This is a genomic window from Staphylococcus taiwanensis (assembly GCA_020544305.1).
GTDB lineage: Bacteria > Bacillota > Bacilli > Staphylococcales > Staphylococcaceae > Staphylococcus > Staphylococcus taiwanensis.
Map to the genome: position 1 here is coordinate 85,379 of CP058667.1, position 13,235 is coordinate 98,613.

The window sequence follows — 13,235 nt, forward strand, 5'->3', positions numbered from 1 at the left end:
CATAATTATTTCCAAAGGATGCTATAAAGGTTGTGCTTAATTCGCACAATCGTCCAATTTAAAGAGGACAATTCAATATTTTATAATCAAAATGTTTATAAAAATTAAAATTTTAAAACTGAGGAATATTGTGGTACGCAGTTATAAAAAGATATAATTAATGTAAGCTATTTGATAATTTAAGAAAGTAGGGATGAGTATAGTGAACAAAGGGGTAATCTTTAAGAGATATATGCGAGTCATAGCTATGCTTCTCATGACCGTTTGTTTATCTTTTTTATTTCAAATGAATGAAGCAAATGCTTCAACGCAGCAAGGTGTTGTAGGGGCAACATCATCACATCAAAATGGGGTTAAGACGCAAACTAAAGATGCGACTATATCACAAAATAAAGTGGTTACAGTAAAACCGCAAACGAATCATACATTAGCTAATCAAGCTACGTCAATGCCACAAAATAAAACACAACTTTCTAAGCAACCATGTACTAATTCAAATCGTGTTAAACCAAATGAAATTAAAAATCAACATACAGTGAAGGCTGTGGGGACTCATTTTTCAAAACAAAAACCAACACAGCACTATCAAGTTTCATTGAATAAACGTGTTGCTACGACGCAAGTCAATAAACAAAAGTCTTCTAAAGTGGCGCGTAATGTTGCTCCAACTAAAGTGACGTCACACAAGATAACTAAAAAGCCACAACATGTGGCCACTAAACCTCAATTATTGTCTCAAACAGCGACGAAAGCACCGACAACTACAAAGACATCTAAAAAAGCAACGATAACAAAAAGTAAACCTGCTACGCCAAGTGTTAAAACGGCTGTAAAAACAACAAAACCGACAACTCAAACAACGACTAAAAAGAATTATTATAATCAGGCACCTAAGCGATGGCCATCTAATGTACCTGGTGGAGATAATGTGCGTGATTTCGGTCAAACGACGAAAGAATCTGGTATTGATGACGCTTTAAAAATCATGAAGAAATCAGGAAATAAAGGCGTAACGATAGAACATGCCAAAGCAAAGGATGCTAACATCGCGACTGTATATAATTGGAATCCAACCGCAAAACAATTAACGTATGGGACTGGAACAGCGATTGGGAAACATACCATTTTAACTGCGAATCATGTCGTTAATGATCAACGTGCACATAAGCCTTTAACACCATCACAACCTCAGAATATGCGTATTAATATACTACAAGAAGGTTCTAAGGTTGTGCGCACACTTGAAGTCTTTGGTGTTCAAATGCTTCAATATGGTGATGTTTCATTAGTATATACGTATGAAGATATTTCGAAGTATATGAAAGTAAGAAAGATTGCTTCCGAAAGTTCAATTCAATCAATGAAAGCAAACACACCTATTCACATGTACCATTATGGTAAGCCAACCGGTAAATATAAAAATGACCCAGCAGGCACGATGTATCACTCTAAGGGTAAATATACGATGACAGCACGTAATGTGAATCCTATTGGCTACTATCAAATGATGGCTGAGCCTGGTTCTTCTGGTGGGGCAGTCTTGAATAGTAAGAATGAAGTGATTGGTGTCCATGCCTTTCGCTTAAACTCAGGAGATTATAAAAAATACAATTTAAATACGATGGCAGAAATCAGAGGCAAATTGCGTAAAGAAATTATTGATAATATTGTGTAAAGATTCCTTAATTTAATAAATTTCAAAAAGTGAGCGGGATGACAGAAATTAAACAATGTCATATCCCGCTCTTTCTATATTTATTTGAGGTTATTTTTGTGTGTAAAACGCATCGAATACGCGGTCTAAATCCTTGTTGGCTGCGTCTAGGATTTCATTTTCAGGTAAAACAGAAGTGCCTTGTGCACGTGCAATGTAAAATTCATCAAATCCCATAATTTCTTTAAACATTTCTTTTAAATAATAATATGAGAATTCAAGTGGCGTATAGCGGTCGTCATTCGTATAGATGCCACCGCTTGCTTGTAATAATAGTGCCTTATAATCCTCTGTCATTAAGCCTACTGAACCATCGTCTGTGTATTTAAATGTTTCTCTTGCAATCATAATATTGTCGATATAATCTTTCAGTCTAGATGTGATATTGAAATTGTGAAGTGGTGTTAGAATCACAATGCGATGGTTGGCTTTGAACTGATTTAATAAGAATGCAGATGTATCAGCAATCTTCGCTTCACCATCTGATAATGACTCGCCTAAACTTTGTTTGTGCCATACGTTTAACAATTGATTGCCTTCGATACGAGGTAAATCAATGTCATATAAATTAAGTTCTTCGATTTCATTATTTGGAAATGCTGCTTCATATTTTTCTAAAAATAACTGCTTCAATTTGGCAGTATACGTTGTCTCATTATTAAAATCCGGATGTGCATTAATCAGTAGCGTCTTCATGTTATCAACAACCCCTTTAAGTGTAGTAGCGTTATTATATATTTTTAATATCAAAATGACTATAATTTTAAATGAATTGATCGAATTAATATAATTACGGGGTAATCATTGAACAAAAGGGGAGTTGTCGAATGCCAACCGATAAGGATTTTCATGAAACATTTTTAAATATGTTTGATTCTAGCAAGATCAAAACGAGAAGTATGATGGGGGAGTATTTGCTCTATTATGATGGCAAAGTGATAGGCGGTTTATACGATAATAGATTGTTAGTTAAAGCAACTAAATCTGCGCTTAAAGAGCTAGAAGGATATGAATTAGTATCTCCGTATCCTAATGCGAAAGAGATGATATGTATACCTAATATGAGTGATATCGAAGACATAGAAGCTTTATTTGTGGGCATAAAGAATGATTTACATAAATAAAATTTGGTGGGAGTGGGACAGAATTCTTTTTAAATTCGTCGTCCCACTCCCAGCTTGCTTAGCTTGTAGAATTTCTTGGTGAAATTCTCTTTGCTGGGGCCCCGACTCCCAACTTGCTTTGCTTGTAGAATTTCTTAGTGAAATTCTCTTTGTTGGGGCCCCGCCCGCAAGGATGACTAGAACTGAAAAAAGCTTTATTTAAGCGCCTTTTCAGTTCAGTCAGCTACTGCGAATATGTAAAGGACCATCATCATATTATTTATGTCCCAGGCGCACTTTTTTATTGTGAAATTTGATTTTGTAGGGAAGGTAGACTGCGGTCACTAACAGGGGAGTGTTCCCTCTAAGCGTTTAATTTATAATCAATACTAAAAAAGATAGTTTTATTTATTAAAATCAAATAAATATTAAATTTATCTAAATTTTTTAATTTATACTATTTTTTATGAAATGAAAGAACTGTATGATAGAGATGTAAGTGATTTCTTAATAAAGTCAAATTTTGAGGAGTTTCATATGAAAATCACAGGTTTAATTGTATTAATCGTCATCTTAGGTGTAGGTTATTTGATTATTAATGCAATTCGAAAGAAATCTCAGCAGACGTATAGCGAGGATAAATTAGACCATATCGACCATAGTGGGTATGGTAATGGGAAGTATTTTTACCAGGCACCAGGTATGATTTTAGATAAGCAATATATTCCTATTTATGGTAAAGAAAGATTATGTCATATTCCTTACTACAAGGATAATAGTCAAAAGACGAGAAGTATGTTTGGTTTGAAACCGTTACACGGCACACAAGTTAGATCCGATGACCATTCAGTTATTATTGAACGCGTCGAAGGTATGACTAATAATGCCATGTATCGAGTACTGTTAGATGGAGAAGAAATAGGTACTTTTAAAAAAGATAAAATGCTAAAAGAAGGTGGCTTCAAACGTCTATTTCCATATAGCTTTGTCAATAAGTCAAAGGAAACTTATCGCTTTGAGAATCCAGATCGATTCCATTCTACAGTGATAAAAGACGAGTACAGTCATATTATTTTATCAGCGGAACGTACGGCATTGGATTATAAAAAAAGCGAAAAAACAAATAAGCGTGGAGAACAAAACCAAATTACAGTGAATAACGATGGTAAATATCCTGATGAGTTGTGGCTAGCTCTATATATTCAAGCATGTATTACATATCAAACGTTGGATAAGCAATAAACTTCAAATTTAACATGAACAACGAGATAACAAAGGAGTAACGAATATGTTTATATTGGGAGAAGAATTGGAAACGTCGTCTAGTTCGAATATGTCACTTTTAGACTTTGTTTTTGGTCTATATGGTAAAGAATGTCTAATCTTCATTACATTAACCGTTTTATATGTATTAATCATGAAACTAACAAGCACAATCATCTATCGTAAGTCTAAATCATTAGATATATATGATAAGGTAGCGGCTAAACTAGATGGTCCTATCAAATATTTATTCATTTTAGTATTTATTATATTAATTACATTAGGTGTATTTCAGATTTTTAGTTATTACTTGGTAGCGTCAGGGTTCTTTTGGGTTATTTTATTTACTGTTGGCTTAGCGCTCATATTTATTTTATTCCCGTACTTTATCATTTTCTTACCTTTCTTCAAACGTAATAAGTACTGGGGTTTAGGAAAAATAATTCCCTGGGCAATTATTTTTGGAGGAACCTCAACTTACGGTGCTGTCATTATGTTAGATACAAATACGAAGATGTACACTGACGAAGGTGCCTCAGGGTATGTGAGAGGCAGTTTATTGTTTAAAGAATTAGGTGGCTTTTCTTTAATTTTAGCGTCACTCATTGGTGTTGCTATGATTGTAATCAAAATCATTGCCACGAAATATACGCGCAATCAAGCTCAACAAGCTAAAGAAAATATTACCAACGAAGTGTCTAATGAAGATGACGGAGATGTGTTTTAAGTACTAAAAAACACTCTAATTAAAAAGACGTAGCATTATGACATCTATACACACGGTGTCAATGTCAGTGCTACGTCTCGTTTTATATTCAAAAAATTACTTTTCAGCCAAGTACTTCACTGCGACGTCTTTATAAATATCGATATATTTAAGATACATATCCTTTTCAATATATTCATCTACTTGATGTGCCATTATGGTGATGCCAGGACCGACAATAGCTAAATCAACATTGTTTAGATTATCGCCTAATAGACTTGAAGCATCTGTAGTACCAATGAATGCTGCAACAAAAACATCTTCTTTATTGACGTAATGAGGTGCGACTTCAGTAATCACTTTAATCAAAGTACTATCTTTATCGCTAGTAACTGGCCGATGATTACTTACAATTTCAAAAGACAATGCGTCACGATTTACTTCATCAATTGTTTGTTGGAATAAATCTGTAACAAAGTCATTGTTATATTCAGGAACTGGGCGCACATTGTATTCAATAGAGGCTTCTTCTGGGACAGAGTTAAATTGTTTGCCACCATTAATAATAGAACCCATCATCGTAAATCCAGATGCGAAGTTCTCTTCTTCTTCGCTTAATGACCCTTGCATAAATTTATTAACCATAGGCGCAACATCTAATTCATGCTTTAAGTCGTTCTTTTTAATGTCGTCATATTTTGAATGTAATTGATTTATAAATTGAACTAGCGTGTCTATAGCGTTTTTCCCGAGAAATGGCATTGAACTGTGTGCAGCAACACCTGTGGCAGTGACTTTACATGCCATTGACCCTTTATGAGCATAGAACACGCCATTGTCTGTAGGTTCCCCAATCATTAAGCCATCAAGATCATCTAAATAGCCTTCTTCAGCAAATAATTTGGCACCTTCTTGTTCCTTCTCTTCGCCTGCGGTTGCGAGTAAACGTATAGTGCCACTAGGCATATGGTCAGCCATTTTTAATTCAATGAGTGCGATGACCATGCCCATTAAGGCACCTTTCATGTCTGTCGTACCTCGACCGTATAGTCTGCCATCCTGTTCCGTCAATTCGAAGGGTGGATAGGTCCATTTATCATGACGTCCGGCGTCTACAACATCCATATGGCCACTCATTGCGAGTATAGGTGAGCCACTCCCTATTTCGGCCACTAAATTAGCTCTTGTCTCGCTTACTTTTAGGATTTTAGAAGGGATGTCGTAGTGCGCTAATAGATTTTTTAAATAATGACACACTTCGATTTCATTATCATTTTCCGATTGAATTTTAATCACATCTGCTAATAACTTAATTTTTTCTTCTTCTTGAAAAGTACGCACAAGTTTCACGACCTTATTTAAGTAGTTTTAAATACTATTTATACCAAATGTGTAATATTTAAACATTTTATAATCTATAATAGTTATTTTAAACATGTTATAGTAGTCAAAATAGGTATGCTAAATTAAAATACTTTTTAAAATAATTAGAGAGTTTGTTAAAGAATTAAAATTACATACATATTTATTGTAGATTTTAAATAGTAAACAAAATAAAGCCATACGATATTAAAATTAAGAAAAAGAGAAAGTTTTAAGAGGGACATGAATTATGGGAGAAAGACAATTAATAACACCCAGATCGTTTTTATTTAATGTATTAAACGGTGTAGCTTTAGCGATTGTAGTAGGAATGATTCCAAACGCAATATTAGGGGAGCTATGTAAGTATTTAAGTCAATATAACGAAATCTTTGCGAAAATTGCCTATGTCACACAAGGCATACAATATGCGATTCCAATTATGACAGGGGTACTGATTGCAATCCAATTTGGTATGTCACAATTACAAGTGGCATCAGTTGGTGCAGCAGCATTTGTTGGTTCAGGTGCGGCAGTCGTTACAAACAATAAATGGGTTATTACAGGCATTGGAGATTTAATCAATACAATGATTACTGCAGCTATAGCTGTGGGTATCATGTTGTTAATAAAAGATCGTTTCGGTAGTTTAAATATGATTGCACTTCCAATTGTTGGTGCTGGTTTATCTGGTTTGATTGGCTATTTATTACTACCTTATACGAAGTTAATTACGGTAGGTTTAGGGGACCTTATTAATAGCTTTACAAATATGCAACCAATTATTATGACAATTTTAATTGCCATTATCTTTTCAATACTCATTGTGTCACCAATATCCGCCATTGGTATAGGAATCGCCATTGGTATTTCGGGTCTAGCAGCAGGATCTGCAGCGGTAGGTGTTGCAGCAAGTGCGATTACCTTAGCATTAGGAAGTTGGCGTGTAAATAAAGTAGGTATTCCTATTACCGTACTATTAGGTGCCGTTAAAGTAATGATGCCTAACTTGATTCGTCATCCGATTATGATGTTGCCAATTGTATGTACAGCAGCGGTATCAGGTTTAGTAGGCGGATTATTAAATATTAAAGGTACACCAGATTCTGCCGGCTTCGGTTTAATCGGGTTAGTAGGACCTATTAAATCATTAAACTTATTGGATATGAACATGGCGAGTGGTCTGCTCGTTGTTGTTATCGCATATGCTATCGTTCCACTCGTATCAGCACTATTTTTCAACTTCTTATTTATGAAAGTTTTGAAATTATACGATGCAGATATATTTGTTTTTAAACCTTAAAAGGATGACAGTCTAAGCACACATATAATAATATAGTAACGTCTAGTTGAAGTGGCACATGCCTGCTTTGGCTAGACGTTTTTCAAATAGTAATTTGACTAATAATTCGGTTAGGTATATGATAATAAAAAATTAATAGTGAATTGAAGGACAAGAACTTTATGGTTGATTAACAGAGAGGGAATGTAGGCTGAGATATTCCTAAATTTAAAATAAAGTTTACTACCTTTTCATAGATTGCATGGAAACATGTAACGTTTCATGTGCGTTAATACATGACTAGAGTGCCATCTTTATGTGAGATGGAATTTTGGGTGGAACCACGGGTATTCAAGACTCGTCCCTTTTGTAGGGACGGGTCTTTTTTATTTATACAATATTTAAGGAGAGATGTAAGATGTCTAATCAACAAATCAGTATTCAATTTCCAGATGGAAGTAAAAAAGCGTATCAAGCAGGTATTCTAGCGAGTGAAGTAGCTAAATCCATTAGTCAGTCATTATATAAAGAAGCGGTGGTTTGCCGTGTGAATGGTAGTTTAGTTGATTTGACCCACCCTCTCCAAGAAGATTGTGAGCTCAATTTCTACACACTTAAAGACCAAGAAGGCGTAGACGTGATGCGACATTCTGCTGCTCACGTGTTAGCACAAGCACTTACTCGTTTATATCCCAATGTTAAATTAACAATTGGACCTGTCATTGAAAATGGATTTTACTATGATATCGACTTAGACGAATCCATTAGCGAAACAGATTTAAACAAAATTGAAAAAGAAATGAAGAAAATCGACAGTGAAAATTTAAAATTTGAACGACAAGATTTAAGTTATGCAGAGGCTAAAAACATTTTTAAAGATAATCCTTACAAATTGGAATTGATTGAAGAACATAAAGATGATCAACTTTCACTTTATCAACAAGGGGAATTTATTGATTTATGCGTAGGTCCTCATGTGCCAAGTACTAAATTTGTAAATCATTTCAAGTTAACTAAAGTATCAGGTGCTTATTGGCGAGGTAATAGTGATAACAAAATGTTGCAACGTATTTACGGTGTAGCGTTTAGTTCTAAAGATCAACTTGATGACTATTTTGAGTTTTTAAGAGAAGCAGACGAACGCAATCATAGACGTTTAGGGAAACAGTTAAAATTATTCATGTTCTCTGAAGAAGCACCAGGTATGCCATTCTATTTATCTAATGGCCAGTTTATTCGAAATCAAATGGAAAGCTTCTTGAGAGAGGTTCAATTGAAACATGATTATGATGAAGTAAGAACACCATTGATGATGAATAAACGACTATGGGAAGAATCAGGACATTGGGATCACTATCATGAAAATATGTACTTCACAAAAGTAGATGAAAATGACTATGCATTGAAACCAATGAACTGTCCTGGTCATATGTTAATTTTCAAAAATGAATTAAGATCATATAAAGACTTACCGCTTCGAATTGCTGAATTTGGTCAAGTACATCGTCATGAATTTAGTGGTGCGTTGAATGGTTTACTACGTGTAAGAACATTCTGCCAAGATGACGCACATATCTTTATCATGAAATATCAAATTAAATCGGAAGTACAAGAAATTCTGAAATTAATTGATTATATTTATTCAGTATTTGGCTTTGATTATAGTATTGAACTATCAACACGACCAGATGATTATTTAGGTGAATTAGACTTATGGAATGAAGCGGAACAATCATTGGCACATGTGTTGGATGACCTTGGCTTGAAGTATTCAATCAATGAGGGTGACGGCGCCTTCTATGGTCCTAAGATTGATGTGCACATTAAAGATGCATTGAATCGTAGTCACCAATGTGCAACAGTACAATTAGACTTCCAAATGCCAGAGAAATTTGATTTAACTTATATCAATGAACAAAATGAAAAAGAACGCCCAGTCGTACTTCACAGAGCAATATTTGGTTCTTTAGACCGCTTCTTCGGCATTTTAATCGAACACTTCAAAGGTGCATTCCCGTTATGGATGGCACCAGTACAAGTCAATATCATTGGTGTATCAGATAATAATAATGACTATGTATATGAAGTGGCAGAAACACTTAAAGCGCAAAATATCCGTGTGGCTATTGATGATAGAGATGATAAACTAGGTAAGAAAATTAGAGAAAGCCAAATGAATAAAATTCCTTATACACTAGTATTAGGAGACGATGAACAACAACATCATACTGTGTCATCAAGAAAGTATTCACATCATGATAACGAAACAATGGATATTCAAGCATTTGTTGAAAAATTAAAACATGAAATTGAAAGTAAAGCCTTATTAGTTTAATGAAGTCATATAAGCACGACTAAGCCTATCAGAGATGAGCATCTTTGATAGGCTTTTTAAATGTCTAAATATTAAATTTAAATATGAAAATTGTATAATAAATATATAGTGTATTAAAATAATAAAAATACTAAATTGTTAAGGAATATAAAGATGATTAAGCTAACAGATTTTATACAGACACCTAATCTTAGTAAAACTAAAATTAAATTTAATATGAATGCCGGAGATATTAATAAGCGTGCATGGGACTTTTTATTAGAAGATAGTGAAGATTGGATAATTATGAACGCATGGAAAACGAAACAAAATAACAATAACCTCAATACAGCAGACTACTTAATAGCCCTAGCTCAATATTATCCATACGGGCCAGAATATTTTGTCTTTGGTGGTATTTATAAGATTGAAAAGATAAATCCAGAAGTATTTAACCAAGTGGGTTACAAACTAACATTAATTGATGATTATAAAGAATATCGAAAAAGGCTCATTATTAAAATACAGAAACCTATCGGTAGAGATGTATATAATCGCCGCTATTCAACTGTACAAGAACAATTAAATCCAGAAGTTTATGAAATAGCGCCCAATGTTAAATTAGGACATTTTAAAGGTTATCAACATGTTTGTTTAAAGCATAAAGAATTACAACAGATTATAGATAGAAATGAACCAAGTTGGAAGGATGCATTAAGTCACGTTAAAGGTGTTTATGTTATTACTGATTTAGAAACAGGACAATTATATGTAGGCTCTGCGTCAGGTAATACTGATGGGATTTGGCAACGATGGTCGAACTATGCACATTTAAATAATTTAACCGGTGGCAATAAAGAATTTTTAGCTATCTTAAATGAAAAGGGCAGAGATTATATTATTCAGCATTTTCAGTACGCTATTCTTGAAATATTTGATACAAAGACAAAGTCTAATACAATAATTGAAAGAGAGAATTATTGGAAAACAGTACTGGATACGAAGAAGCATGGTATGAACCATAATTGATTTTTAGAGATTAAATTGATTGTTTATGAAATTTATAACACATCAAACAAGGAGCTAATATATGAAATCCATTGAAACATTGCAATCTTATCATTTGCTAGAAAGGTTATTTTCAAATTCTGATGTTTCGTATGTAGCAGAAGCATGGAATCAACAATATGAAGCGGTCGAAATTAAATCGCGACATGGTCATTTTAAAAGTAGATTAGCTCAAAGGACACCAAATAAAAAAGGTTACTTTTTCGCCATGTGGAAAAAGGATGAGCAACATACCAATGTGCCGTTTACTAAGGATGATTTAGAACATAAGTTAATAGTGAATATCGTTGATGATGATAGACAAGGTCAGTTTATATTCCCGCAGGATATATTGATAAAGAAAGGTATTTTGAAAAGTGATACATCAAAAGGAAAAATGGCATTAAGAGTGTATCCATCGTGGGAAACTGAATTAAATCAAACGGCAACTAAAACACAACAATGGCAGAGTTTGTATTTTAATGAAATACCACATGAATAAATACTTAATTATTGTATTCTAGTAATAAAAAATATGATATACAAATGGAGATAATAGATGGACGGTATCATTGCATTTATTCAAATGTTAGTCGTAGTACCTTATGCTTTATTTTTACTGGCAGTGTTTATGTATTGTATATGGAAATGCGTGTTGTTTGTAAATGATTTTATTAGAATGTTAGTAAGTCATAGATTACAAGTTGACATGTCTGAAGGGATGACATTTTTAATTTTATTTATAGCGATATTTTTAGGATCTGTATTATTTATCATCCCTTTCTATATTGTTGTGAGGTTAATTGGAAACTATTTCCAAGTCATTTTAGTGATGATAGGTATTTATATTATTGTTAAAAAGTTAAGGTAATCGTAAGCAACACAACATAGTTATTACATGGGAGTGTTTAAATGGAGATGTTTGCAATAGAGGGGAAAGACATTTCAAAAACAATTAATCGTCAGCAAATTATTAATCAAATGAGTATGAAAATTCCTTTCAATTCCATTGTATTAATTGAAGGGAAAAACGGTTCGGGTAAAAGTATTACGTTGAAAATGTTAGCTAAAATATTGAAACCTTCTAATGGGCGCTTAGATGTAAATGGCAGCATAAGTTATGCGCCTGATTATTTGCCAACAACGATTAATTTAACAGTTAAAGAATATCTAGATTTTATTGAGCGTATTAGTGAACACACACCTACAGATATAACGATGAAAGGGTTAATTAATCAATTTAATTTAACGCCTTTTTTAAATAAAAGTATTAAAGCATGTTCTAAAGGTACGCAACAAAAAGTAAATTTAATCCAATGTTTAGTGAGACAAGCAGATATTTATATTATGGATGAGCCATTTTCAGGGCTTGATAAACAGGCAATCGCTCAGTTGAAACTCATCTTACAACAATTAAGACAGTCTGCAACAATCGTATTGACCTCGCATGAAGAGGCGTTGAACGATACGTTTGTTACGCATCAATTTAATTTGGAAAATAAGCGTCTTAGCGTGCATCATGATAGAAAGCAATCAAAATCAATGCTCATTAAAACTTCAGAAACTTTAAATGCTAAGCAGCGTGACATGTTAAAGCGTTTTGAAGCGGAGATAATCGATCATGTTCAAATTAAAGTGAATGTATCAGACAGTAATGAACTGATTGCATTACTCATTCAGGAAGGCTACTTTATTGAAGAAGTGAGAGAGGATAATGAATATGGCACTTATTAATTATCATTTTAAGAACTTTATAAGATCGTATAAGTGGATAGGACCTTCGATAACATTTTTAATTTTATTAGCTATTACGTATTTTTATTCTGGACAACCGATCATGTCTAGTTTTGCGAGTACCTCAATGTTATTACTCTTTATTACTGCATGGCTAACGATAATCATTTTAGATACAGATTCAATAAAAGAAAAACAACTACTATTTACGCAGTTGAAGACGAAAGGCACATATTTAACGAGTAAATTAATATTTTCATTTTTAGTGATTTTGCCATTAGGTTTATGTGCAATTATACTTCCTATTATCACTTTTAGATTTGAACAGATGCCTAATTTGATGGAAATTGTATTAGGTTTATATAGTCATGCAATCGTAATAGCGTTAGGTGTTATTATGACTACGCTAGTTAGATCTATAACGAAACGATCTGATAAATTTATTTGGTTATTCATTGTGCTTATCCTTTTACTTTCAATACTACGCGTCGTGATTATTCAAACGTTTCCTATATCGAAATTTGTATTATGGTTTCTTCCACCAATCAGTGATTTTTTAACGCTCTTAAATCATGCGTCATCGAAGATTTTTGACATCTCATTTCTATTTGTTAATTTATGGATGATTGGCTATTTAATTGTGATGTGGGTAATACTATATGTCGTCTTCAATAAATCGGAGTATCTGTAAGTTAAAGTATGCAAGTTGC

General features: G+C 33.4%; 13 protein-coding genes. 11 read left to right on the top strand and 2 right to left on the bottom strand.

All coding sequences use genetic code 11. The features are described from left to right. Nucleotides 1-232 precede the first annotated feature (232 nt). Complete coding sequence (locus HYI43_00405; protein UDI77083.1) at nt 233-1,675, top strand: trypsin-like peptidase domain-containing protein; 1,443 nt, start codon at nt 233-235, stop codon at nt 1,673-1,675. A 90-nt stretch (nt 1,676-1,765) separates the two neighbouring features. Here HYI43_00405 and HYI43_00410 read toward each other — a convergent pair whose 3' ends face one another. Further along, a complete protein-coding gene (locus tag HYI43_00410) occupies nt 1,766-2,410 on the bottom strand; it encodes an NAD(P)H-dependent oxidoreductase (protein ID UDI77084.1) in 645 nt (214 codons plus the stop codon). 131 nt (nt 2,411-2,541) lie between these two features. Between HYI43_00410 and HYI43_00415 the strand changes: the two genes are divergently transcribed. The 3 genes from HYI43_00415 to HYI43_00425 all read left to right on the top strand — a co-directional run bounded on the left by HYI43_00415 (nt 2,542) and on the right by HYI43_00425 (nt 4,807). Beyond that, nucleotides 2,542-2,838 carry a TfoX/Sxy family protein gene (locus tag HYI43_00415; GenBank protein UDI77085.1) on the top strand — a complete coding sequence of 99 codons (297 nt, stop codon included), beginning with the start codon at nt 2,542-2,544 and terminating at the stop codon, nt 2,836-2,838. A 516-nt stretch (nt 2,839-3,354) separates the two neighbouring features. Further along, nucleotides 3,355-4,059: a hypothetical protein gene (locus HYI43_00420; GenBank protein UDI77086.1), complete on the top strand. Its 705-nt coding sequence runs from the start codon at nt 3,355-3,357 to the stop codon at nt 4,057-4,059. A gap of 46 nt (nt 4,060-4,105) precedes the next feature. Then, nucleotides 4,106-4,807: a hypothetical protein gene (locus HYI43_00425; protein UDI77087.1), complete on the top strand. Its 702-nt coding sequence runs from the start codon at nt 4,106-4,108 to the stop codon at nt 4,805-4,807. A 96-nt stretch (nt 4,808-4,903) separates the two neighbouring features. Here HYI43_00425 and HYI43_00430 read toward each other — a convergent pair whose 3' ends face one another. Continuing rightward, a complete protein-coding gene (locus HYI43_00430) occupies nt 4,904-6,127 on the bottom strand; it encodes an ArgE/DapE family deacylase (protein UDI77088.1) in 1,224 nt (407 codons plus the stop codon). Nucleotides 6,128-6,398: 271 nt separating this feature from the next. Between HYI43_00430 and HYI43_00435 the strand changes: the two genes are divergently transcribed. From HYI43_00435 to HYI43_00465, 7 genes are all read left to right on the top strand, one after another. After that, complete coding sequence (locus HYI43_00435; GenBank protein UDI77089.1) at nt 6,399-7,451, top strand: PTS transporter subunit IIC; 1,053 nt, start codon at nt 6,399-6,401, stop codon at nt 7,449-7,451. A gap of 397 nt (nt 7,452-7,848) precedes the next feature. Beyond that, complete coding sequence (thrS, locus tag HYI43_00440; GenBank protein ID UDI77090.1) at nt 7,849-9,765, top strand: threonine--tRNA ligase; 1,917 nt, start codon at nt 7,849-7,851, stop codon at nt 9,763-9,765. A gap of 153 nt (nt 9,766-9,918) precedes the next feature. Continuing rightward, nucleotides 9,919-10,773: a GIY-YIG nuclease family protein gene (locus HYI43_00445; GenBank protein UDI77091.1), complete on the top strand. Its 855-nt coding sequence runs from the start codon at nt 9,919-9,921 to the stop codon at nt 10,771-10,773. A 61-nt stretch (nt 10,774-10,834) separates the two neighbouring features. Beyond that, nucleotides 10,835-11,293 (top strand): MepB family protein, encoded by a 459-nt coding sequence (locus HYI43_00450; protein ID UDI77092.1) that lies wholly within the window; start codon nt 10,835-10,837, stop codon nt 11,291-11,293. Nucleotides 11,294-11,350: 57 nt separating this feature from the next. After that, nucleotides 11,351-11,662, top strand: a complete 312-nt coding sequence (locus HYI43_00455; protein ID UDI77093.1) for a hypothetical protein — start codon at nt 11,351-11,353, stop codon at nt 11,660-11,662. Nucleotides 11,663-11,703: 41 nt separating this feature from the next. Continuing rightward, a complete protein-coding gene (locus tag HYI43_00460) occupies nt 11,704-12,525 on the top strand; it encodes an ABC transporter ATP-binding protein (protein ID UDI77094.1) in 822 nt (273 codons plus the stop codon). Then, entirely contained in the window at nt 12,512-13,216 is a 705-nt protein-coding gene (locus tag HYI43_00465; GenBank protein UDI77095.1) for a hypothetical protein, read from the top strand. Before HYI43_00460 ends, HYI43_00465 begins: the two co-directional genes overlap by 14 nt. Nucleotides 13,217-13,235 lie beyond the last annotated feature (19 nt).